This window comes from Acinetobacter sp. 1542444, assembly GCF_000581835.1.
GTDB classification, from domain to species: domain Bacteria; phylum Pseudomonadota; class Gammaproteobacteria; order Pseudomonadales; family Moraxellaceae; genus Acinetobacter; species Acinetobacter pittii.
The window spans coordinates 35,788-60,820 of sequence record NZ_JEYA01000006.1; the positions used below are offsets into that span (position 1 = coordinate 35,788).

Here is a 25,033-nt window from a genome sequence, read left to right on the forward strand (position 1 = left end):
TTTTCCTTCATATTTGAAAAACAGTATGGGCCGAGCAATTGTCACACTGAACGGTTTAAGATGCAATTTTCATTCTTAGAACTCTTTGGGAAACCGATCAATATAATGATTTGGTGCATTAAAATGGGTAAAAGAAATACTAATTGAGACATCCAAACTTTCTACGCTATGCCACCAACCAATCGGGATGAATAGAGCGTCCCCAGCATTCAAAATACATTCAACAGGAGTAATTGATTTTGCTAAAGGATATTTTTTTAAATCAATTTTATTTGTATTACTCAATTCACTAAATACCCAATGATCGTTATATAGATGAGGAACTTGCAATGCAGGAATTAAAGTTACTTTTTTGCTTCCATAAATTTGAACTAACATATTATTCGTTAAATCATGATGTAAGGGCGTAAATGTTCCTTTAGGTCCAAACCATAAAAAACTACTGTCATCCTTTAAAGCCAAATCACAGTAACCATCTGCAAAATCATCTATATCTGAAAATAATTCTTGAAGCATGTGATGACTATTTGATGCATTATTTGCAGTCATATAAAAATCGTTACTAGCATCAACTGACATAACTTTTGATACAAACTCTGACATCTTCATTTTCTGCTTTAATGATGGAGAATGTCTTTCAAACTGTTCATCTAAATTTCTATTCATCTGAACTTCAACTAAATGATGACCAAATTTAGAAGCAAAATATTGCGGAGACCATTTGTGCAAAGCTGGCCAATGTTCTATTCCTTTTTTTAAAATCACAGGGCGATGTTGACTATAGTAACCCTTCACAAAATCAGAAAAATTTGGAGCAGTAATAGAAGGAATTTTTTTACTATAGTCAGAGTTTAGCTGTGCCAATTGATCTACAGTTTCTATTAACCATTCACGTTTTTTAAGCTGATGATGCTTTTTCTTCAAAATTTTATATAACTTATTATTTTCTAAATTATTTAAATATTCTTTTACTTTTAAACCATCATGCCCCAGCTCTATTAATATTTTTATAATTTCCGAAGACGTTACCTCATTTAAAACTTGTTCAATTATCCACTCTTGATCATGATCCAATAAAGTCTGAAATTTCAAATCATTCATTTCAAACTTTGGTTCAAATCCATTTGCTTTTAATACATCGACTAATTGTTCAACTCCACACCCTTTTTCTAAGTTTTCTTCAAGCCAGTTTTTCCACTCTAATGGCAACTGGTCAAACCATTTTTGGCTTTGTTCGAATATTTCAATTTGATTATAAGCTGCCATGTTGAACCTTTTTTCAAATTTGATCTTTACAACTGCATTATAATTGATCTATTTTAAAAATGTTAAATTTTCACATTTTTAATAAAAAAAGGGTTCATGTGATGAATAACATACTAAAAGGAAGCAGCATTGCTTTGATTTTTATAGCTTTAAGTGGTTGCGGATCTGATGATAACGATTCGGAACCGACACCAACACCGACACCAACACCGACACCAACACCAACACCAACACCAACACCAACACCAACACCAACACCAACACCAACACCAACACCAACACCAACACCAACACCAACACCAACACCAACACCAACAAGTGTAGCGGATCGCTTTGTTGGAAGTTGGTTAGCAGGCAAAGGAGGTTGTATTAACGGCTCTGCTCTAAAAATGAATGTCATTAAGGTTTCTGATAACAGCGTTCGATTTGCCAGTGAAACAGTACGTTATGAGAATGAATCGAACTGTACAGGTAACATTGTTGCAAGTTACCGCCAAGCTGAAGATTTTAGTCTGGTTTCAAATATTGGAGCACCTCAGACAATACAAACCTCAAGCTATAACAAAGTAGATTGGCAGCTTGTAGTAGCAGGAAAGCTAACGCAGAAACAGCCAGCTATTCTAGGGTTTAAAAATGCAAACCAATTCTGTCTAGTTCCTACAGATGAACCAAATGCGATACATAATTATTTGCAGCAAGCAAACTTTGATCTCATAAATACGTGCTTCACAAAAACAACCCCACCAGCAAGCATACAAAAGCCAACTCAAGTATTGGCAACAGCAAGTTTTAGACTAGGAGATAATAAGGAATCTTGGGCAGATCTATTAACCCAACTTAATGACCAAGGACGCCAAGGCTACGCTCTTCTCACACCATCTGTAAGATTAGATAATCCGGATGGAAGCTTTGCGCTGTATAAAAATTTATATGTTAAAAACAATAAATCCACTGATACATACACCTATAAAACAGTTGATGTTAAAACTAATTCAGTAGCAAACCGTTATTTACTATGGGTGAATGAGTTAAATAAACAAGGTAGCTTAGGCTATATATATAAGCTTTCATTTGGTGAGGTTACATCTGATACAGATAAATATTTATTTGTGAAAAATGATAAGAAACCTGCAACCTATTCGTATTCTAATCGCTTCTTAACCAACACTTCTCGCACAAGTATTCTAAATGCCTTCAATGAACTTGGTGCACAAGGTTGTAAGCTAATTTACGCAAACTCAGAATTCACTAATAATGGCACAACGAATGGAACCTTCTATGTACCTACTTGCGTAAATAGCAGTACCCATAACGGAACCTATGCATATCGTTATTTTGAAGTTCCACAACATATTCCTTTCAACAAGGATGATGCAATTAAACTTGAAAAACTTCTTAAAGAACAAGCGGCTGAAGGTTATAGGTTAGTCGACGCGAACAATAACCTAGGCTTCTTTAATATTGATGGTTATCTATTTGAGCGCGACAGTGAAAATACAGGACCTATTGAATATAAAGTATTTATTGAAGATGCTGCATCCGAAACAGATGAGCCTTATATCTTTGAAAATCGGATTCAAGACCAAGGTACATTAGGCTGGTTCTTTGCAGTTCGACTTGGATCGGTCTATACCAACTCACCAACAAATTATGATTTAGCAAGTGGTGTTGTTTTCCCTAAATAAGACATCTAAAAAACAAATAAGGCCACAACTGTGGCCTTATTTTTATTTAAAAACTATTAACTTATCCTAAGTTTTTAAAACCCTGCTGACGCCATGCTTCATAAACAATCACAGCTGTTGCATTAGATAAATTTAAACTTCTTGAGTTTTCAGCCATTGGCAAACGAATCCACTGTTCTTGTGGGAACATCAAGCGAACATGCTCAGGCAAACCGCGTGTTTCTGGTCCCATCAGTAAAGCCACAGGTCGATTCAAATCAACTGTATGCGGAGTTGCAGAACCTTTAGTGGTGAGTGGAAAAACATGCTCAACCCCTTTAGCTTTCAGGTCAGCAAGGCAAAGTTCTATGTTGTCCCAAATTTGCATACGTGCCCATTCATGATAATCAAGACCTGCTCGTTTGAGCTTTTTATCATCCAGCTCGAAACCCAAAGGCTTGACTAGATGTAACTGTGCACCAGTATTAGCACATAAACGAATGATATTGCCTGTATTGGCAGGAATTTCAGGCTCGTATAGGACAACATGAATCACAAATTTTCTCGACTTTAATAACCAGCAATAAACTCAAATGAACTTATTGCCATTTTAACTGTTCACGTAAATTCACCACTTCACCAATAATGGTTAAAGTCGGTGCTACGATATGATGTTCAGACACTTTTGTTGCGATATCAGCTAATGTTCCAACTACAACTTTCTGGTCTGGTGTGGTTCCTTTAGAGATTAAAGCTACCGGCATATCAGCACGTTGACCATGAGCAATAAGTTGCTCACAAATGCGTTCTAAACCAACTAGCCCCATATATAAAACCAAAGTTTGATTTTCATAAACCAACTCATTCCAAGGAAGTTCAGGTGAACCTTCCTTTAAATGCCCAGTCAAGAAACGAACACTTTGTGCATAATCACGATGTGTTAATGGGATACCCGCATAAGCTGAACAGCCTGATGCTGCTGTTATACCTGGTACAACTTGGAAAGTGACATTCGCCTCAACGAGCTCTTGAATCTCTTCACCACCACGTCCAAAGATAAATGGATCACCACCCTTTAAACGACAAACACGCTTTCCTTTTTGAGCATACTCAACCAGTAAAGCATTGATGCCATCTTGGGGAACGGAGTGATTTGAACGCGCTTTACCGACATAAATTTTAGTCGCATCACGACGGCAAAGCTCTAAAATGGGTGCAGAAACAAGACGATCATAAATCACAACATCAGCTTGCTGCATAAGACGTAATGCTTTTAGTGTCAGTAACTCTGGATCACCTGGTCCAGCGCCCACTAAATAAACTTCACCTTTAGGTGCAGTCCATTCTGTTAAGGCTTGCTGAATCAAACCATTTGCAACTTCTAAATTGTCATTGAAAACTTGTTCTTTCAATGGGCTAGCATAGAGGTTTTCCCAAAAAATCCGACGCTCATCTGGATTGGGAATTTTTTCTTTTACCTGCTTACGCCATTGACCAGAAAACTCAGCCAACTTACCCATGCCATGCGGAACAATTGTTTCTATTTGAGTACGAAGTTGTCTTGATAAAACTGGAGATGCACCATTTGAAGCGACAGAAATAATTAACGGAGAACGATCAATAATAGCTGGAACCATAAAGCGACAATGTGGAATATCATCAACACTATTGACCAATAAATTACGCGCTTCACATTGTTCAAAAACAGCTTTATTCACTTGCGCATCATTAGTTGCAGCAATCACTAATCGATATGGTGTATTTAATATTTTTTCAGCAAAGGACTCGGCAAAATACTCTCCGCCTGTCGTTTTGACTAACTGTAAAAGCTGCTCTTCAATTGCAGGAGCAATAATATCGATTACTGCTCCCGCTTTGGCTAAAAGGTTTGCTTTGCGCAATGCAATATGCCCACCACCTACAATCAGACAATGTTGCTGTTGCAACTTTAAAGAGATTGGAAAAATATCCACCTTAAACCTCTACATTAATCATCTGATTTGGGTTAAGCAAAAACCGTGCACAATTTAGATGCAAAGCTTAGTCAATAAACGTTGCACCACCCATATATGGGCGTAATACTTCTGGAATCTCGATAGAACCGTCTTCACGTTGGTAATTTTCCATTACAGCAAGCAAAGTACGTCCAACTGCCAGACCTGAACCATTTAGTGTGTGCACCAATTCGGTCTTCTTTTGATCCATTCTGTAGCGTGCTTTCATGCGGCGTGCCTGAAAATCACCCATATTAGAGCAGCTAGAGATTTCACGATAAGTATTTTGGCTTGGAACCCAAACTTCTAAGTCGTAAGTCTTAGTTGCACCAAAGCCCATGTCACCACCACAAAGCAAAATTTTGCGGTATGGCAAACCTAGTGCCTGCAAAATGCCCTCAGCATGTGCAGTAAGCTCTTCAAGTGCTTGCATAGATGTTTCAGGTTTAACGATTTGCACCATCTCAACTTTATCAAATTGATGCTGACGAATTAAACCACGGGTATCACGACCATAAGAACCAGCTTCACTACGGAAACATGGCGTATGCGCTGCATATTTTAAAGGCAAACGTTCGGTATCAATAATCTCATCACGAACGAAGTTAGTAACTGGAACTTCTGCTGTAGGGATGAGGTAATATTCTTTTTCACCTTGAAGTTTGAATAAATCTTCTTCAAATTTTGGCAACTGACCAGTACCACGAAGTGAATCAGCATTTACCAAATAAGGCACGTAAGCTTCTGTATAGCCATTCTTTAAAGTATGGGTATCAAGCATAAACTGCGTTAATGCACGTTGTAGGCGTGCTAAAGAACCTTTCAGTACGCTAAAACGTGAACCAGTCAATTTAGTAGCTGTTTCAAACTCTAAACCACCCATCCACTCACCTAGGTCAGTATGATCTTTGATTTCAAAATCAAACTGACGAGGTGTACCCCATTTTGAGATTTCAACGTTATCATCTTCATCTTTACCAGCAGGAACAGACTCATCTGGTAAGTTAGGAATACTCAACGCTTTTTGTTCAATCTCGTTTTGTAACTCTGACAAAGCAACTTCAGCAGCTTTAATTTCGTCGCCAATGGCTTGCATACGCGCCATGATTTCAGAAGCATCACCACCGGATTTTTTAATCTGACCCACTTGTTTTGCACCGGCATTACGTTCTGCCTGCAATTTTTCAGTTTTTGATTGCAAATCTTTACGGCGAGTTTCTAAAGAAGCCCATTCTTGAACATCTAATTGAACACCGCGTTTTGCCAAAGCCGCATTAACGGCTTCAATATTATTTCTGAGTAACTTAGGGTCGATCATAATCAATCATAATATGGGTAAAAAACTGGCTATAGTGTAAGGCCTTAACACTAAAAAATATAGTGATCATATTCATAACGAATAGCTTTCACACAATTCTTAGAATAGATCACTTATTTTAAAAGTTATAGTTTGGCACACTTGGCAAATACTCAGGTTTAATGAACTTACCCGCTTCAAAATATGGCAGCGTTAATTCAGACATTCCCTCTGCATATGAAGCCAGCTCATAAATTGGATAGACAAATACAATGCCATTAGCACCATAGTAAAAATTATCGCTTAGCTGAAGTTTTTCACGGCTAATATTGTGCGCTTGAAGCCAATTTGTATTTGCTTCAAAAAGTGCATCAACCAACTGTTTTTCAACATCTGGCTTAATAAGCTCTTCAACAGTAATGTGCTTTTTATTTAACAAATCAAAATTTACAAATTCTTGATGAGACATGCCGTGTGCAGCACCAGCTGAGTACGAATAAGTCTGTAATGCAAAGGTTGCAAGATTATAGTTTTGCCCTAAATAGCGAACATAAATTGCACTCTGACTTGAACTTGGTTCACCTTCAGGTACTTCAACTGGTTGATCGGCTAAATTTGCAAAAGCATTCGGATCTGCTTTCTTTATACGATTGGTGAAGTAATCATTAATCCATTTTTGATTGGTCTGTACTGTTTGAAAATCATACTCAGTACAACCATCTTCTAAGCAAACTTTTGATTTTGGCAATTTTACTGGGATTACTTTTGCTTGAATTACAGGAACACCAGCCTCTTTCGTTTCTTTAACTTTTGCAGTCGAAGCAGCCTGCTCTTCTTTGGCTGCTGACTTTGGTTGGCAACCCGTCACCATTGCCATTGCAGCCATTAATGGAAGAATACAAATAATTTTCTTATCGTAAAGTCGCATAATAATCCCCATGAATTTACCTCTAACACTATACAAAGCGTAAGAATAAGACGGGGTTAAAAAATGTATCTGTTTCTCTTATATAAAAAAAGCTACCGTTAAAGTAGCTTTTTTGAAGAGGCTTTAATTATTGGTCAATAACATCCGTACCTTTTGGCGGCGTAAAGTTAAAGACTGATGCCGGAATTGAAGCATTTACTTTAACATTCTTAAAGCGTACATAGGTGGTTTGACCTAATGAGTCTTGTAATACCATAAGTGTAGGCGCTTTATTTGCTCCGAAGCTAATTGTTAAGCTTTGGAATGCCCCATCTTCTTTTTTAGGGAATAAGGTGAAATAAAGTTTAGATTTATCGGGTTGTGTTACACGATAAGACTTCATGATTTGGTTGGTATTACCAGAGAGTAATAATGCTGGTGTATCTGCAACCTGATCATCTAAGCTTTGGCGGACCGCTTGTTGTAAATCCGGATCATAGATCCAAACTGTTTTTCCACTCGTTACAATAGTTTGTTTAGCAGGACTTACTGTTTCCCAATAAAATTTCCCCGGACGCTCAACTTTCATTGAGCCTTTAAATGTCTGGTTCATATGCTGTGCACTTAAACTCTTTTTCTGTGCCACAGTTTTTGTATTGGCTTTAGTTGTTTGTTCAAAGTCGGCAGTCAAACGCTGTAAACCTGATAACTGATTAACCAGGTTCCCAATTGCCTGTTGCTCCGGTGCTGCTACAGGCGCAGCAAACACTGTAGTACTCATTACAGGAGCAAGCACTGACGCGCTAAGTGTAATAGCACACATAGTTTTACGAAGCATATTCATGTCATCACCTTTTTAGTTGCTGTAAGACAACTTACTCTCTTTCAAAGTTATGAAACTGAGTAAGCTCTTAATTCAAGACTCATATTAACCGACAAACTCTGTGCTAATCATTGAGAAAATAAGATATTTTGTTATGTTATTCATGTTGTTTGTAGAATTTCATTCATCATGATGAAGATGGGTAAAAATAAATGCCATAAAAAAAGCCCACAAAATGTGGGCTTTTTTCGAGCTAAAACTTATACAGTTTCAACTTTTACGTAGCGACGGCCAAATTGACCTTTCACTTCGAATTTTACTACGCCGTCAGCAGTAGCAAATAAAGTATGGTCACGGCCCATACCAACATTTGCACCAGCGTGGAACTCTGTACCACGTTGACGAACGATGATGTTACCAGCAGTTACAGCTTGACCGCCGTAAACTTTAACACCTAACATTTTTGGGTTTGAATCACGACCGTTCTTCGTCGATCCACCGGCTTTTTTAGTTGCCATGTCTCTTACTCCTCGTGATTAGCCTGAAATACCAGTAATTTTCAACTCAGTGAACCATTGACGGTGACCTTGTTGTTTACGGTAGTGTTTACGACGACGCATTTTGATGATGCGGATTTTGTCGTGACGACCATGACCAATCACTTCTGCAGTTACTTTAGCGCCAGCTACAACTGGAGCACCGATTTGAATGTTGTCACCGTTTACAACCATTAATACATCATCAAATGTAATAGTCGCACCAGATTCAGCTTTCAATAATTCAACTTTAAGGGTTTCGCCCTCAACTACACGGTGCTGTTTACCACCGCTTTGGATTACTGCGTACATAATGTACTCCAATCAGCCCGTGTCGTCGTGTCGATAAAGGGATATATCGATCTTAAAACGATCGCCACTGGGGTTATACAAGGCGACAGATTTTAAGTGAAATTTGATCAAACGACAAGTATTTTCTATCTATCAGTAAAGCATGATCCCCTATTCTTACAAAATCAAACAGCTTGGACTGGAATTTAGCAGTTTTCATTGATTCTGAATGAAAATTAAAATACAGTTCCAAACACAAATTGCGTCAAGAACAAGTTGTATTAATGCTGATGTCATTAAATTTATTGTTTTGCCGAAAACATCGTATTTTGCTTAAATAAAGAACAAAAAACGCTTAAAAACAATAGAAATGATTAATATCAGCCACTTGTTAACCTGTGCAACACATCTTTAATTGATACACTAACGCCACTTATCTACCAATACGGGGTTTTTCTTCATATGGTCATCGATTTCAAGCAAGACATTCTTGCGCCTGTTGCTTCAGACTTCGCTGCGATGGATCACTTGATTAATGAAGGAATTAGCTCAAAAGTCGGTTTAGTCATGTCTGTCAGCAAACATGTCGTTGAAGCTGGCGGAAAGCGTATGCGTCCAATCATGTGTTTACTTGCAGCACGTGCTTGTGGTTTAGATAACATGGCAAATGCACAGCGTTTAGCTGCAATCATTGAAATGTTACATACCGCGACACTAGTCCATGATGATGTGGTAGATGAATCTGGGCTTCGTCGTGGTCGCCCTACAGCAAATGCAACATGGAACAATCAAACAGCCGTTTTAGTTGGCGACTTCCTGATTGCTCGTGCTTTCGATTTACTGGTCGATTTAAACAACATGACTTTATTGAAAGACTTTTCAACAGGTACATGTGAAATTGCTGAAGGTGAAGTATTACAACTTCAATCGCAGCATCAACCAGATACAACTGAAGAAACTTATTTAAAAATTATTCATGGTAAAACGTCTCGCCTGTTTGAGCTGGCTACAGAAGGTGCTGCTATTTTGGCGGGACAAGAAGCGTACCGTGAGCCATTAAGATTGTTTGCTGGTCATTTTGGTAATGCATTCCAAATTATTGATGATATTTTAGACTACACCTCTGATGCTGAAACATTAGGTAAAAATATTGGTGATGATTTAATGGAAGGTAAGCCAACTTTACCGTTAATTTCTGCATTAGCACGCTCAACAGGTGAAGAGCATGCGATTATTCGTCGCAGTATCGCAACCGGTGGAGTAGACCAACTATCTCAGGTCATCGAAATTGTACAGAAGTCTGGTGCTTTAGATTATTGCAACCAACGTGCCCAAGAAGAAACAGAAGCAGCACTGCAAGCTTTATCAAACCTACCCGATACACCGTATCGTCAGGCTTTGATTAACTTAACTCAGCTTGCGTTACATCGAATACAATAGATATTATTTTGCCTATGCATATAAATTTTTCAGATCTTTTTTTAAAAATAGAGAAACAGCTTGAGGATCCTCGAGCTGTCATTGATGAAAATCTACTGATTGAACTCGTCAATGTCATCCGGCCATCCAACCCACAAGATACGGATGAAATTAAGAAAAAAATACAGGCTTTTATTGAAAGTCTTTTGCGCACACCTACAGCGCCCTTCTTACTACAAACTTTTTTATTACGTTTAATTAATCACTATAAGCAAGTTAGTTTATATGCCGATAGCGGAATCTTGTCTTTAGATGGTTTCTGGAACCAGCTTGGGCAAAGACTCGGAGCACATTTTTTACCGTTAATCGAAGACTCTAGCCAACTCAAAATATTAATTGGAAAAATTTTCTATCTAGAGAGTGACAAAATCTGGCTCAATAATATTGATGATGAAGATTGGGCAAATTTATTTAGTCTTATTGGGCAAAGCCAGAGTAATGTCGATGAGAAGTTAGTTATTCAAAGTGAAATGATTAAAGCCATTACAGTCCTATCCTATCGAATTAGTGGAATTGGTCTTTATCCCGAATTTATTAACGCTCAGCCAGAATTAACAGAATATGAGTCGCCGTTTTTAGTTCAGAACCGTGAAATTATTGAGTTTATTGAAAAGTATAAAAAACAAGAAATTTCTGAACATGAAATTGCAGTTATTTCCCCGCCCGATGCATCACAAGCATTTGTTATGTTGGAACAATGCCGAGATGTGGTTTTAAAGATTCGCCGTGCGACCAAAAGAATTGGTGTCAGCTTAAGTTTGACTTACTTACTGTCATTACTTGAGCAATGTCTTGATCGAATTGAGTTATTACTTTATCTGGTCGTAGATAACACTAAAGGAAAATATGTTTCTTTAGGACATCTGATTTCCGATTTAACCAAGGCACATTACAGCGAAAAAAGTGTACGCTCATTACTCAGTACGACTAGTGAACTCATTGCCTTTCAGGTTACAGAAAATGCTAGCCGAACAGGTGAACATTACGTAAGTACAGATACCAAAGGCTTTTGGGGAATGTATAAAGCTGCCGCTGGTGCAGGTGTCATTATTGCCTTTATGGCATCTTTAAAAATTCTTGCTGCAAGAATGACAATGGCCCCGCTCATGCAAGCCTTTACTTTCAGTATGAATTATTCCCTAGGTTTCATTCTGATTCATGTTCTGCATTTTACAGTCGCGACCAAGCAACCTGCTATGACGGCAGCTGCTCTTGCTGCAACAGTACAGCAACGTAAAGGCTCTAAAACGGCTCAAATTGCGGAATTAGCGGCGCTTATTATTAATATTATCCGAACGCAATTTATTGCTATTTTAGGCAATATTTCAATTGCAATTCCTACTGCTGCACTCATCACTTTTGCTTGGCAGTTTTACCTTGATGAACCGTTATTAACCCATACTAAAGCAACTTATCTTCTACACAGTCTAAACCCCTTTACGTCATTAGCCGTGCCACATGCCGCAATTGCTGGAGTATGTCTGTTTTTGTCAGGTCTCATTGCAGGATACTTTGACAACATGGCTGTTTACCGAAAAGTCGGCCCGCGTCTAAGAGCACATCGCCGTTTAGCTAGCTGGTTTGGGCAAGATCGCCTTAACCGTTTTGCTGAATATATTGAACGTAATTTAGGTGCATTAGCCGGTAACTTCTTATTCGGTATTATGCTAGGAAGTATGGGGACCATAGGCTTTATCCTAGGTCTACCTTTAGATATCCGCCATATTGCCTTTGCATCCGCTAACTTTATTCAAGGTTTAATGACTATTAACGGCAGCCCAGATATCGGACTGATTATCGTGTCCTTTCTTGGTGTGCTATGCATTGGTCTCACCAACTTATTTGTGAGTTTCACCTTAACGATTATTGTGGCATTACGAGCGCGTCGAGTCCGCTTTGAACAATGGAAACCTTTAGCCAAATTGGTCATGACTCATTTTTTAACTCGTCCAAGCGATTTTTTCTGGCCACCAAAACAACCATTAGAACTTGAAGAAAACACTTCATCAAATAACGGAAAAAAAGCAGACCACTAAGAATTTTGCTTTGTACACAAAATGTGATTTTCGTCAATTTTGTTGTGATTGTTTTTCCAAATGTTAAAAAATTTTCAAAATGAATTTACGATGATCTATCAGGCTTGAAAAAAAGTGTACTGGCAAGTACACTTTTAACGGCTTTCAGTAGTAGACACTGCTTGAACAAGCAAAGGTATATACATGCCCTATTTATTGCTTTTTATTGGTTGTATTTTTTTAGGATTAGGTGTTCTTGGTCTTTTTGTACCAAGACTTCAATCTTTGGATCTTCTCACCGTTCAAATATTGAGTGAAAATCGATCAGATTATCTTAACTCTATTACGACTTTTCTAGCACGTGTAGGTGGTATGCCTTTTGTATGTTTTTTATCCTTATTGGTGTGTATATATCAAGCATGGTATAAAAAATATATTACTGTTATTTTCATTAGCGTGGGTGTTCTTGGCAGTATCATCACGGGTTGGCTGCTCAAGTGGTGTGTTGACCGTCCAAGACCTCCACAGGTATATCATATTGTCGAAAGTTATGGTGCATCGTTCCCAAGTGCACATAGTGTTTATGCATCAACACTGGCTTGTATGGCAATGATAATGTTATGCCATAAGCCCAACACTAACTCTCCTTATATCATTTTGATTTCCTGTCTTTGGTTTATCTGCATGGGGCTTTCAAGAATATATGCTGGAGTTCATTTTCCAACAGATGTACTCGCCGGTTGGGGCATAGGTTTTATTTGGATTGCACTGCTTTGGCTCTGGTTATTACAAACACAAAGTAGGTTAAGTAGAAAACAAATATATTTTTAGATTTTATCTAAACGAGGTGGAACAATGATGTCGGCTAAGCTTTGGGCTCCTGCCCTTACTGCTTGCGCATTAGCAACAAGTATCGCACTTGTTGGTTGTAGCAAAGGCTCCGATGAGAAACAGCAAGCTGCTGCTGCTCAGAAAATGCCGCCTGCAGAAGTAGGTGTTATTGTTGCTCAACCACAAAGTGTTGAACAAAGCGTTGAACTCTCCGGCCGTACTTCAGCATATCAAATTTCTGAAGTTCGCCCTCAAACAAGTGGCGTGATTTTAAAACGCTTGTTTGCTGAAGGAAGTTACGTTCGTGAAGGACAGGCTCTATATGAACTGGATTCTCGAACTAACCGTGCAACGCTTGAAAATGCAAAAGCTACCCTTTTACAACAACAGGCAAATCTAGCTTCACTACGTACTAAGTTAAACCGTTATAAGCAACTTGTTTCAAGTAACGCTGTATCTAAACAAGAATATGACGACTTACTTGGTCAGGTTAATGTTGCCGAAGCACAAGTTTCTGCTGCAAAAGCTCAAGTAACGAATGCAAATGTTGATCTTGGCTACTCTACAATTCGCTCACCAATTTCTGGTCAGTCTGGACGTTCTTCTGTAACAGCAGGTGCTTTAGTCACTGCTAACCAAACTGAACCTTTAGTGACGATTCAACAGTTAGATCCGATCTATGTTGACATTAACCAGTCTAGTGCCGAGTTATTACGTTTACGTCAACAACTTAGCAAAGGCAGTTTAAACAATAGTAACAACACGAAAGTGAAATTGAAGCTCGAAGATGGTTCAACTTACCCAATCGAAGGACAACTTGCTTTCTCTGATGCTTCTGTAAATCAGGATACAGGAACGATTACTTTACGTGCCGTATTCTCAAACCCGAATCATCTGTTACTTCCAGGCATGTATACTACTGCACAGATTGTTCAAGGTGTAGTTCCTAATGCTTACCTGATTCCTCAAGCTGCAATTACACGTTTACCTACAGGTCAAGCTGTAGCAATGCTTGTTAATGCCAAAGGTGCTGTTGAGAGTCGTCCTGTTGAAACCTCTGGTGTTCAAGGACAAAACTGGATTGTGACTAACGGTCTTAAAGCTGGTGATAAAGTGATTGTTGACGGTGTTGCCAAAGTTAAAGAAGGGCAAGAAGTTTCATCAAAACCTTACCAAGCTCAACCAGCGAATCCACAAGGTGCAGCTCCAAATGCGACAAAACCGGCTCAATCAGGTAAACCTCAAGCAGAACAGAAAGCATCTAATGCATAAGGGGTAGATTGAATGGCACAATTTTTTATTCATCGCCCCATTTTTGCGTGGGTGATTGCATTAGTCATTATGTTGGCGGGTATTCTCACGCTAACAAAAATGCCTATTGCACAGTATCCGACGATTGCACCACCGACAGTTACAATTGCTGCAACTTATCCTGGTGCATCTGCTGAGACTGTTGAAAACACTGTAACCCAGATCATTGAACAACAAATGAATGGTCTAGATGGTTTACGCTACATTTCATCTAACAGTGCTGGTAACGGTCAGGCCTCTATTCAATTAAACTTTGAACAAGGTATTGATCCAGATATTGCACAGGTTCAGGTTCAAAACAAATTGCAATCTGCAACTGCGCTTTTACCTGAAGATGTACAGCGTCAAGGTGTAACAGTAACTAAATCTGGTGCAAGCTTCTTGCAAGTTATTGCATTCTACTCACCAGATAACAGCCTTTCTGACTCGGACATTAAAGACTACGTAAACTCATCAATTAAAGAACCACTTAGCCGTGTTGCTGGTGTGGGTGAGGTACAGGTCTTTGGTGGTTCATACGCAATGCGTATTTGGCTTGATCCAGCTAAGTTAACCAGTTATCAACTAACTCCTAGTGATATTGCGACAGCTTTACAAGCGCAAAACTCACAAGTAGCAGTAGGTCAATTAGGTGGTGCACCAGCTGTACAAGGTCAAGTGCTTAACGCAACAGTGAATGCACAAAGTTTGCTGCAAACACCTGAACAGTTTAAAAATATCTTCTTAAAAAACACAGCATCTGGTGCTGAGGTTCGTTTAAAAGATGTTGCACGTGTAGAGTTAGGCTCTGATAACTATCAGTTTGACTCGAAGTTTAATGGTAAACCTGCTGGTGGTCTTGCAATTAAAATTGCAACTGGTGCCAACGCACTTGATACCGCAGAAGCTGTTGAACATCGTTTATCTGAATTACGTAAGAACTATCCAACAGGTCTTGCAGATAAACTGGCTTATGACACGACTCCATTTATTCGTCTTTCAATTGAAAGTGTTGTACACACATTAATTGAAGCAGTAGTTTTAGTATTCATTGTGATGTTCTTGTTCTTACAGAACTGGCGCGCAACGATTATTCCAACACTTGCTGTACCTGTTGTTGTGTTAGGTACATTCGCTGTTATTAATATCTTTGGCTTCTCAATTAACACCTTAACCATGTTCGCTATGGTATTGGCAATTGGTCTTCTGGTCGATGACGCCATCGTTGTGGTCGAAAACGTCGAACGTGTTATGAGTGAAGAGCATACCGATCCAGTCACGGCGACGTCACGATCAATGCAACAGATTTCTGGCGCGTTAATTGGTATTACAAGCGTATTAACAGCGGTATTCGTACCAATGGCATTCTTTGGTGGTACAACTGGTGTAATTTACCGTCAGTTCTCGATTACCCTTGTAACAGCAATGGTTCTATCGTTAATTGTAGCGTTAACATTTACACCGGCACTTTGTGCAACCATTTTAAAACAGCATGATCCGAACAAAGCACCAAGCAATAATATTTTTGCTCGTTTCTTTAGAGGCTTTAACAATGGTTTTGACCGCATGTCGCATAGCTACCAAAATGGTGTTAACCGCATGCTTAAGGGCAAAATCTTCTCTGGCGTGCTTTATGCTGTAGTTATTGCTTTATTAGTGTTCTTGTTCCAAAAACTCCCATCTTCATTCTTACCAGAAGAAGATCAGGGTGTGGTAATGACGCTTGTTCAATTACCGCCAAATGCAACGCTTGACCGTACAGGTAAAGTGATTGACACCATGACAAATTTCTTCATGAATGAAAAAGATACTGTGGAATCGATTTTCACCGTTTCGGGCTTCTCATTCACAGGTGTTGGTCAAAATGCTGGTATCGGCTTCGTTAAATTGAAAGACTGGAGTGAACGTACTTCACCAGAAACTCAAATTGGCGCATTGATTCAGCGTGGTATGGCATTGAACATGATCGTTAAAGACGCATCTTACATCATGCCTTTACAGCTTCCAGCAATGCCTGAACTCGGTGTAACAGCCGGATTCAACTTGCAACTTAAAGATTCAAGTGGTCAAGGCCATGAGAAACTTATTGCTGCACGTAATACGATCTTAGGTTTGGCTGCACAAGATAAACGTCTTGTGGGTGTTCGCCCTAATGGTCAAGAAGATACACCTCAGTATCAAATTAATGTAGACCAAGCTCAAGCTGGTGCCATGGGTGTGAGTATTGCCGAAATTAACAATACAATGCGTATTGCATGGGGTGGCTCATACATTAACGACTTCGTTGACCGTGGCCGTGTGAAAAAAGTTTATGTTCAAGGTGATGCGGGTAGCCGTATGATGCCTGAAGACTTAAACAAGTGGTATGTACGTAATAACAAAGGCGAAATGGTACCGTTCTCTGCATTTGCTACTGGCGAATGGACATATGGTTCTCCACGTCTTGAACGTTATAACGGCGTGTCATCGGTTAACATTCAAGGTACACCTGCACCTGGCGTGAGCTCTGGTGACTCGATGAAAGCGATGGAAGAAATTATTGCTAAGTTACCATCTATGGGCTTACAAGGTTTCGACTATGAATGGACAGGTTTATCACTTGAAGAACGTGAGTCTGGTGCTCAAGCTCCATTCTTATATGCGCTTTCATTGTTAATCGTTTTCCTTTGCTTGGCTGCATTGTATGAAAGCTGGTCTATTCCGTTCTCGGTTTTACTTGTAGTACCACTCGGTATTATTGGTGCAATCGTATTAACTTACTTGGGTATGATTATTAAAGGAGATCCAAATCTCTCAAATAACATTTACTTCCAGGTAGCGATGATCGCGGTAATCGGTCTTTCTGCAAAAAATGCGATCTTGATTGTTGAGTTCGCAAAAGAGCTGCAGGAAAAAGGTGAAGACCTGATTGAAGCAACTTTACATGCTGCAAAAATGCGTTTACGTCCAATCATCATGACTACCCTTGCCTTCGGTTTCGGTGTACTTCCGCTTGCCCTTTCAACAGGCGCAGGTGCAGGAAGTCAGCACTCTGTTGGTTACGGTGTACTCGGTGGCGTACTCAGTGCAACGTTCTTAGGTATCTTCTTTATCCCTGTATTCTATGTGTGGATTCGTAGTATCTTTAAGTACAAACCAAAAACCATAAACACTCAGGAGCATAAATCGTGATGCAAAACGTATGGTCTATTTCAGGTCGTAGCATTGCGGTATCTGCACTTGCGCTTGCTTTGGCAGCTTGTCAAAGCATGCGCGGCCCAGAACCAGTCGTGAAAACCGATATTCCACAAAGCTATGCATATAGCGCTTCTGGTACGTCTATTGCTGAACAAGGTTACAAACAGTTCTTTGCTGACCCTCGTTTGCTCGGAGTGATTGATTTGGCACTTGCCAACAACCGCGACTTACGTACAGCAACGCTCAATATCGAACGTGCTCAACAGCAATATCGAATTACACAGAACAATCAGCTTCCAACAATCGGAGCAAGTGGTAGTGCAATTCGTCAGGTTTCTCAAAGCCGTGATCCGAATAACCCCTACTCTACTTATCAAGTAGGTCTGGGTGTAACTGCCTATGAGCTTGATTTTTGGGGCCGCGTACGTAGCTTAAAAGATGCTGCGTTAGATAGTTATCTTTCAACGCAAAGCGCACGTGATTCGACTCAAATCAGTCTAATCAGTCAAGTGGCTCAAGCATGGTTGAACTATTCTTTCGCAACAGCGAATTTAAGACTTGCAGAGCAAACACTTAAAGCACAGCAAGATTCTTACAATCTCAACAAAAAACGTTTTGATGTGGGCATCGATAGTGAAGTTCCACTACGTCAGGCACAGATTTCTGTAGAAACTGCGCGTAATGATGTAGCGAACTACAAAACACAGATTGCTCAAGCGCAAAACTTGTTGAACTTGTTAGTTGGCCAATCAGTTCCACAAAACTTGTTGCCAACCCAACCTGTAAAACGCATTACGCAACAAAATGTATTTACAGCGGGTTTACCAAGCGACTTGCTTAACAACCGTCCAGATGTAAAAGCTGCTGAATATAACTTAAGCGCTGCTGGTGCGAATATCGGTGCTGCAAAAGCACGTTTATTCCCAACCATTAGCTTAACGGGTTCTGCAGGTTACGCATCAACTGACTTAAGTGATCTATTTAAGTCAGGTGGTTTTGTATGGTCAATTGGACCAAGCTTAGACTTACCAATCTTTGACTGGGGCACTCGTCGTGCCAATGTAAAAATTTCTGAAACTGATCAGAAAATTGCATTATCTGATTATGAAAAATCAGTTCAGTCTGCGTTCCGCGAAGTTAATGACGCGCTTGCAACTCGTGCCAACATTGGTGAGCGTTTAACAGCTCAACAACGTCTAGTAGAAGCAACTAACCGCAACTACACACTTTCAAATGCCCGCTTCCGTGCCGGTATTGATAGTTACTTGACGGTTCTTGATGCACAGCGTTCATCTTATTCAGCAGAACAAGGTTTGTTATTGCTTCAACAAGCAAACTTAAACAACCAAATCGAGTTATACAAAACTCTAGGTGGTGGTTTAAAAGCAAATACTTCAGATACAGTGGTTAATCAACCATCTAGTGCTGAACTTAAAAAGCAATAAGTTTTAAATAACTTATTCACAAAAGCTCACTTCGGTGGGCTTTTTTATTGCAACTCATCTGAATATTTTTTATCTTGAAACCTTAAGAATTTAGATTGATAAAAAACAATGTTATTAAGTAATTTAGAAAGTGTTCCAGGCCACCAAATTTTAAAGCAGCTGGATGTTGTTTACGGAAGTACTGTTCGTAGTAAGCATGTTGGCCGTGACTTGATGGCAAGTTTAAAAAATATTGTGGGTGGCGAACTGACGGGTTATACCGAATTATTAGAAGAATCTCGCCAAGAAGCCATGCAGCGTATGATTATAAAAGCCCAACAGCTTGGTGCGAATGCGATTGTGGGTATTCGCTTTTCAACTTCCAATATTGCACAAGGTGCTTCTGAGTTATTTGTGTATGGCACAGCAGTGGTTGTGCAGCCTCAAGCACCTCATCTACCCGATCCATTTAATGCATAGGTAGAAAATGGATAATCTTATTTTTCAGCTTGTTATTTTTCTCATTCTTTTCAGTATTGGTTGGGCCTTTGGCCGCCATATTGAACGAAAACATTTGAATGAACTTCTAGAAAAAGAGCAACAATTTGCCCATATCAGAATTGATACCAATCGTTTTGCAACAAGTGATCAACTAGGCCTCTTTATTAGCAGTAATGTTGTGATTTCTCATGATTACTTTAAATATGTATTGGCATCTATAAAAAATGTTTTAGGTGGAAGACTAACCAGTTATGAAAGTATTGTTGAACGCGCTCGCCGAGAGGCGATTGTACGTTTAAAACAACAAGCTCAAAGTGTCGGTGCTACTCATATTATGGGAGTTCGGCTGAGTACAACCGAACTCGGAATGCAAGGCGGAATGGTCGAAGTTTTTGCTTATGGAACAGCAGTTAAAGATTAATACTGCCCAACCTCAGAAAAATGAATGCGCGGATTGCCAATATTTTTAGTTAAGTGTTGGCAAATTCGGGTAATTTTCCAACGGTCTTGTTGTTTCGCCAACGTAAAATAATAACGACCAAAAGAATGAAAATAATCATTTTCTGAAAAACGATAAATTTGATAATTACATTCTAACCAAGCTTGATCTTGTTCAATCCGAATTAGAGGATTGCTCAAATTGTGCTGTAGTCGCAAATGGGATAAGGCTTGCTGCCGAGAACCTTTATATTCATGACAAGATACGACACATAAAGGCTCTCCTCTAAATTGGAAATAGTCCACCTCAAGTTGATCTGCCAACAACTCATCAAAAGCATCCCAATTTTTCTGATCAAAGACCAATTGAAAACGCGTGACGACTTCTAAAATACGGTGATAATCCTGATCCATGGTGAACCTTCTATGCGGGTTTTTCACCAATTTAGCACGGCGAAATCACTTTTTTATTTTACTTTTGTTTTCCGAATCATTTTATAAAGAAGTTTTGGTGATATCCGAGAAACCATCACACCCAGTTTTTCTTTAGCCCCACCCACAACAATATATTCTTGCCCCTGTACTAACGCTTTTACAGCTTGCGCTGCAAAAACATCTGCTTCTAAACCATTTTCAATTGCTTCATCTTGATGGCCTTGAGGTTCCCCTGCACCATTGAGTGCATTGAAAGAAACATTAGTTTTTACAAAACCAGGGAAAATAACCGAAACTTCGACACCTTGATCTGAGACCTCAGCACGTAAACTATTTGCCCACATGTGAATCGCTGCTTTAGCAGCCGAGTAGCTTGCACGGTACTGTGTACCCAATAAACCCGCTACACTCGACACAAATACAACTCGGCCAGACTTTTGTTTTAGCATGGTCGGTAGGACGGTTTTAGTTAACGCAACTTGTGAGAAATAATCGACTTCCATGATGGCGCGTTCGGTTGCCATTGTCGTGTCTTTAATTAAAGCACGTTGACTCAAACCTGCATTATTGATGAGCCAGTCAATACGGCCTTTCGCCTTTAAAATCTGCTTGTAAGCCTCTTGAACCTGCTTTTCATCAGTAATATCTGCGACCACAGACAAATGATGATCGGGATTTAATAAGCCAACCCGAACCTCTTCTAATTCTTCAAAACGACGCGAAGTCAAAATCAGCTTTGCGCCTTGTAAAGCCAATTCCCCTGCTAAGGCCTTACCCAAACCAGAAGATGCGCCCGTAATCCATACCACTTTATTTTGCAAAGTATCAAGTTTGGCCATGTGATGTTCCTATTATCTTTTTAAATTATGCTGCTTGATGCATGAAGGCCAAAAAGTGATTGATATAATGAGTTGCTGTGGTCTGATCGACCTGTGTCCCTAACTTTTCCAAACGTTTATAGCCCAAATGCGTCGTCATGTTGATGACTCCGTTAAGAGTTTTATCGACAACCAAATTAAATTTTAAACGCTTTTTAGGTTCACGTACTAGGCTTGTTACGCCTAAATCCACAATTTGTATGAGCGTTTCAAATGCAGCCGTAATGCTTTGCATATTACCGTCACGAATTTGCTGGGTAAGAGTTTCGGCTTGTTGCACGAGTTGAAGTGTGACCGGATAGGTAATATAAACTTGCTGCCCTTGCTCTTTCATGAGAGATGTCATGTAGTCAACTAAGGGTAAAAGACGTTCATTTCCAAAGAATGAAACTGACCAAGGCATGTATTTTCGAAAAGTCTCTAAAACTTGCTGAATAACTTTTTCAGACTCAGCTTGTTGTTTTGGAGACATGCTTGCATTTCCTGACTGTAAAAGCACAGAAAAAACCTGCTCAATAATTTCACAAGAAAGATCAGAGAGTACATCGCCTAAAGGTTTTGCCTGACTTTGGCTTACCCCATCATGTAGTTTTTGCCGAATAGCCTCGAATTGTGTATAAGTCGAATCGGAAATTTTCAAAAAAACTTCATAACTCATCAGCAGCATCCTTTTTCAATTGTTTTGTAATTTTTGTGCCGTGTCGCCACACGATTAAATTGTGATCCATCTTTCATAAATCTACCGTTTTTTGAAAAAAATACAAAACCGTTTATCTGTTTTCAGCACATTAATTTCGAGGCATTTTTTTGCTACAATAGATGCAATTTTTTATGCATATTCGATCTAAGCTACTATGACTGACGCTCAAACCGCTCAAAATATTGCAACCACATACGATCCAACCGAGATCGAAAAGAAGTGGTACAAAACGTGGGAAGAACAAGGTTACTTTAAACCTTCTGGTCACGGTGAATCATTCTGTATCATGATTCCGCCACCAAACGTCACTGGTAGTTTGCACATGGGCCATGGTTTTAACAATGCCATTATGGATGCCCTCACCCGTTATAACCGCATGATGGGTAAAAACACGTTGTGGCAACCAGGTACAGACCATGCTGGTATTGCAACTCAAATGGTTGTTGAGCGTCAACTTGGCTTACAAGGTGTAACTCGTCACGACTTAGGCCGTGATAAGTTCATCGAAAAAGTTTGGGAATGGAAAGAACAATCTGGCGGCACAATTACGAAACAAATTCGTCGCTTAGGTTCTTCGGTAGATTGGTCACGTGAACGCTTCACGATGGACGAAGGTTTATCAAACGCAGTTAAAGAAGTATTCGTTCGTTTGCACGAAGACGGTTTAATTTACCGCGGTAAGCGCCTAGTAAACTGGGACCCTAAACTTCAAACAGCACTTTCTGACCTTGAAGTAGAAAGCAAAGAAGAAAAAGGCTCACTTTGGCACTTTAAATATTTCTTTGAAGACAAATCAGTTAAAACTCAAGACGGCAAAGACTATTTAGTCGTTGCAACAACTCGTCCTGAAACTTTACTTGGTGATACTGCTGTTGCTGTTCACCCTGAAGATGATCGTTATGCGCACCTTGTTGGTAAAAATATTGTATTACCAATTACTGGTCGTTTAATTCCGATCGTTGCAGATGACTACGTTGAAAAAGACTTCGGTACTGGCTGTGTAAAAATCACGCCTGCTCACGACTTCAATGACTATGACCTAGGTAAACGCAATAGCTTACCAATCATTAATATCTTCAACAAAAATGCCGAAGTTTTAGGTGAGTTTGAATATATTGCAAAAGCTGGCGAACAAATTTCTAAAACGATTACTGCACCTGCGGAATACGCTGGTTTAGAGCGTTTTGAAGCACGTAAAAAATTAGTTGCTCAAGCTGAAGCTGAAGGCTGGTTAGATCAAATCCAACCGTATGACTTAAAAGCGCCACGTGGAGACCGTTCAGGCGTGATCATTGAGCCGTTACTGACTGACCAATGGTATGTAAAAATTGCTCCACTTGCTGAACCTGCAATTGAAGCAGTTCAAGATGGCCGTATTAAGTTTGTTCCAGAGCAGTACAGCAACATGTACATGGCGTGGATGCGTGATATTCAAGACTGGTGTATTTCACGTCAGCTTTGGTGGGGTCACCGTATTCCAGCTTGGTACGATGCAAATGGCAACATCTATGTTGGCCGTAACGAAGAAGAAGTACGCGCGAAAAACAACATCGCGGCTGACGTTGAACTTAAACAAGACGAAGACGTTCTTGATACATGGTTCTCATCTGCACTTTGGACATTCTCAACTTTAGGTTGGACTGGCGATGCACAAAAAGATGCAGCAAATGATTTCTTAAAAACTTTCCACCCTACAGATGTGTTGGTGACTGGTTTTGACATCATTTTCTTCTGGGTTGCCCGCATGATCATGATGACCCTACACTTCATGAAAAATGAAGATGGTTCATCTCAAGTTCCATTTAAGACTGTTTACGTTCACGGCTTGGTACGTGATGGTGAAGGTCAAAAAATGTCGAAGTCTAAAGGTAACGTACTTGACCCATTAGACTTGATTGACGGTATTGATTTAGAAAGCTTAGTTGCAAAACGTACAACTGGCCTAATGAACCCGAAAGATGCAGCGAAGATTGAAAAATCAACGCGCAAAGAGTTCCCAGAAGGCATTAATGCTTACGGTACTGACGCAGTTCGTTTCACATTCTGTGCCCTTGCAAACACTGGTCGTGACATCAAGTTCGACTTAAAACGTGTTGAAGGCTACCGTAACTTCTGTAACAAAATCTGGAACGCAACTCGTTTCGTTCTCATGAATGTTGAAGGTCAAACTGTTGGTCAACAAGCTCGCCCTGATCTATGGGAACTTCCAGAACAATGGATTATCAGCCGTCTGCAAAAAGCTGAAGCTGCTGTACATCAAGCGTTCGCAACTTACCGTTTAGACCTTGCTGCTCAAGCAATTTACGACTTTATCTGGAATGAATACTGTGACTGGTACGTTGAGTTAACTAAACCAGTTCTGAACGATGCAGAAGTTTCAGAAGAGCGTAAAGCTGAAGTACGTCGTGTATTACTTGCAGTCATGGAAGCTTCTTTACGCTTGGCTCATCCGTTAATGCCGTATTTGACAGAAGAAATCTGGCAGACTCTTGCACCAATGCTTGGTCAAGGTGGCCCAACCATTATGACTGCTCAATACCCTATTCCTGAGCAAGCAAAAATCAATGAACAAGCTGAAGCAGACATGCAATGGCTTCAAGGTTTGATTGGTGCAGTACGTAACATTCGTGGTGAGTTGGGCTTAGGTAATGCACGCTTGTTGCCAGTATTACTTCAAAACACTTCTGATGCTGAACGTGAACAAATTATTCGTATTGAAGCGTTGTTCAAAGCATTGGCTAAAGTTGAAAGCATTGAGTTCTTGAATAAAGACCAAGAACCACCTTTGTCTTGCTCTAGTGTTGTTAGCCATGCATCGGTATTTGTACCAATGAAAGGCTTAATTGACCCTAAAGCTGAGCTTGCTCGTTTGCAAAAAGACTTGGATAAAATCCAAAAGCAACACGACCAAATCGCGGGCAAACTTGCAAATGAAGGCTTTGTTTCTAAAGCACCAGCAGCTGTTGTTGAAGGTGAAAAAGCCAAGCTTGCTGAGTTTGCTGCTCAATTAGAGAAAGTTAAAGCGAACATGGAGCAAATTGCTGCGCTTTAAGCTTTTTTAGTCGAATACACCCAGAATCTGTGCAA

The 25,033-nt window shown here is 39.7% G+C and carries 21 protein-coding genes; 10 read left to right on the top strand and 11 right to left on the bottom strand.

Annotated features, from left to right (window positions below; translation table 11 throughout):
• Window positions 1-75: 75 nt before the first annotated feature.
• Window positions 76-1,266 carry a cupin-like domain-containing protein gene (locus J580_RS19330; protein WP_032005347.1) on the bottom strand — a complete coding sequence of 397 codons (1,191 nt, stop codon included), beginning with the start codon at window positions 1,264-1,266 and terminating at the stop codon, window positions 76-78.
• A gap of 101 nt (window positions 1,267-1,367) precedes the next feature.
• Between J580_RS19330 and J580_RS19335 the strand changes: the two genes are divergently transcribed.
• Window positions 1,368-2,951 carry a PT dipeptide repeat lipoprotein gene (locus tag J580_RS19335; protein ID WP_032005349.1) on the top strand — a complete coding sequence of 528 codons (1,584 nt, stop codon included), beginning with the start codon at window positions 1,368-1,370 and terminating at the stop codon, window positions 2,949-2,951.
• A 61-nt stretch (window positions 2,952-3,012) separates the two neighbouring features.
• Here the strand turns inward: J580_RS19335 and J580_RS19340 are convergent, their stop codons facing one another.
• From J580_RS19340 to rplU, 7 genes are all read right to left on the bottom strand, one after another.
• The gene (locus J580_RS19340) at window positions 3,013-3,486 is read right to left on the bottom strand and encodes a tRNA (cytidine(34)-2'-O)-methyltransferase (RefSeq protein WP_002116042.1); all 474 of its coding nucleotides are present in this window, start codon (window positions 3,484-3,486) and stop codon (window positions 3,013-3,015) included.
• Between the two features lie 43 nt (window positions 3,487-3,529).
• Entirely contained in the window at window positions 3,530-4,903 is a 1,374-nt protein-coding gene (gene cysG / locus J580_RS19345) for a siroheme synthase CysG (RefSeq protein ID WP_005072889.1), read from the bottom strand.
• Window positions 4,904-4,970: 67 nt separating this feature from the next.
• On the bottom strand, window positions 4,971-6,242 hold the full coding sequence (gene serS, locus J580_RS19350) for a serine--tRNA ligase (RefSeq protein ID WP_005072887.1): 1,272 nt from the start codon (window positions 6,240-6,242) through the stop codon (window positions 4,971-4,973).
• A gap of 118 nt (window positions 6,243-6,360) precedes the next feature.
• Entirely contained in the window at window positions 6,361-7,161 is an 801-nt protein-coding gene (locus J580_RS19355; protein WP_032005351.1) for an RsiV family protein, read from the bottom strand.
• 115 nt (window positions 7,162-7,276) lie between these two features.
• Entirely contained in the window at window positions 7,277-7,972 is a 696-nt protein-coding gene (gene lolA / locus J580_RS19360) for an outer membrane lipoprotein chaperone LolA (RefSeq protein ID WP_004789378.1), read from the bottom strand.
• Window positions 7,973-8,211: 239 nt separating this feature from the next.
• Window positions 8,212-8,469 carry a 50S ribosomal protein L27 gene (gene rpmA, locus J580_RS19365; RefSeq protein WP_002116037.1) on the bottom strand — a complete coding sequence of 86 codons (258 nt, stop codon included), beginning with the start codon at window positions 8,467-8,469 and terminating at the stop codon, window positions 8,212-8,214.
• Window positions 8,470-8,487: 18 nt separating this feature from the next.
• Window positions 8,488-8,799, bottom strand: a complete 312-nt coding sequence (gene rplU / locus J580_RS19370) for a 50S ribosomal protein L21 (protein ID WP_000271409.1) — start codon at window positions 8,797-8,799, stop codon at window positions 8,488-8,490.
• 441 nt (window positions 8,800-9,240) lie between these two features.
• On the opposite strand from rplU, the gene sdsA reads away from it, so the two are divergent.
• The 8 genes from sdsA (at window position 9,241) to J580_RS19410 (ending at window position 19,916) form a co-directional block, all read left to right on the top strand.
• Entirely contained in the window at window positions 9,241-10,218 is a 978-nt protein-coding gene (gene sdsA / locus J580_RS19375; protein WP_002116233.1) for an All-trans-nonaprenyl-diphosphate synthase, read from the top strand.
• Window positions 10,219-10,232: 14 nt separating this feature from the next.
• On the top strand, window positions 10,233-12,293 hold the full coding sequence (locus tag J580_RS19380; RefSeq protein WP_032005353.1) for a site-specific recombinase: 2,061 nt from the start codon (window positions 10,233-10,235) through the stop codon (window positions 12,291-12,293).
• A 183-nt stretch (window positions 12,294-12,476) separates the two neighbouring features.
• The gene (locus J580_RS19385) at window positions 12,477-13,103 is read left to right on the top strand and encodes a phosphatase PAP2 family protein (protein WP_005064516.1); all 627 of its coding nucleotides are present in this window, start codon (window positions 12,477-12,479) and stop codon (window positions 13,101-13,103) included.
• Between the two features lie 24 nt (window positions 13,104-13,127).
• Entirely contained in the window at window positions 13,128-14,375 is a 1,248-nt protein-coding gene (gene adeI / locus J580_RS19390; RefSeq protein ID WP_032005355.1) for a multidrug efflux RND transporter periplasmic adaptor subunit AdeI, read from the top strand.
• 12 nt (window positions 14,376-14,387) lie between these two features.
• The gene (adeJ, locus tag J580_RS19395) at window positions 14,388-17,564 is read left to right on the top strand and encodes a multidrug efflux RND transporter permease subunit AdeJ (protein ID WP_002116419.1); all 3,177 of its coding nucleotides are present in this window, start codon (window positions 14,388-14,390) and stop codon (window positions 17,562-17,564) included.
• Complete coding sequence (adeK, locus tag J580_RS19400) at window positions 17,564-19,015, top strand: multidrug efflux RND transporter outer membrane channel subunit AdeK (RefSeq protein WP_002116015.1); 1,452 nt, start codon at window positions 17,564-17,566, stop codon at window positions 19,013-19,015. Before adeJ ends, adeK begins: the two co-directional genes overlap by 1 nt.
• Before the next feature lie 108 nt (window positions 19,016-19,123).
• Window positions 19,124-19,474, top strand: a complete 351-nt coding sequence (locus J580_RS19405) for a YbjQ family protein (RefSeq protein WP_032005357.1) — start codon at window positions 19,124-19,126, stop codon at window positions 19,472-19,474.
• A 7-nt stretch (window positions 19,475-19,481) separates the two neighbouring features.
• Window positions 19,482-19,916: a YbjQ family protein gene (locus J580_RS19410; RefSeq protein WP_032005359.1), complete on the top strand. Its 435-nt coding sequence runs from the start codon at window positions 19,482-19,484 to the stop codon at window positions 19,914-19,916.
• Here the strand turns inward: J580_RS19410 and J580_RS19415 are convergent.
• The 3 genes from J580_RS19415 to J580_RS19425 are packed head-to-tail and all read right to left on the bottom strand — an operon-like array spanning window position 19,913 to window position 21,904.
• Window positions 19,913-20,347, bottom strand: a complete 435-nt coding sequence (locus tag J580_RS19415) for a nuclear transport factor 2 family protein (protein WP_017402613.1) — start codon at window positions 20,345-20,347, stop codon at window positions 19,913-19,915. The genes J580_RS19410 and J580_RS19415 overlap by 4 nt on opposite strands.
• Window positions 20,348-20,400: 53 nt before the next feature.
• Window positions 20,401-21,207 (bottom strand): SDR family NAD(P)-dependent oxidoreductase, encoded by an 807-nt coding sequence (locus tag J580_RS19420; protein WP_032005362.1) that lies wholly within the window; start codon window positions 21,205-21,207, stop codon window positions 20,401-20,403.
• Between the two features lie 25 nt (window positions 21,208-21,232).
• Window positions 21,233-21,904, bottom strand: a complete 672-nt coding sequence (locus J580_RS19425) for a hypothetical protein (protein ID WP_032005364.1) — start codon at window positions 21,902-21,904, stop codon at window positions 21,233-21,235.
• Between the two features lie 196 nt (window positions 21,905-22,100).
• Here J580_RS19425 and J580_RS19430 point away from each other — a divergent pair, with 196 nt between their 5' ends.
• The gene (locus J580_RS19430; RefSeq protein ID WP_032005366.1) at window positions 22,101-24,998 is read left to right on the top strand and encodes a valine--tRNA ligase; all 2,898 of its coding nucleotides are present in this window, start codon (window positions 22,101-22,103) and stop codon (window positions 24,996-24,998) included.
• Window positions 24,999-25,033 lie beyond the last annotated feature (35 nt).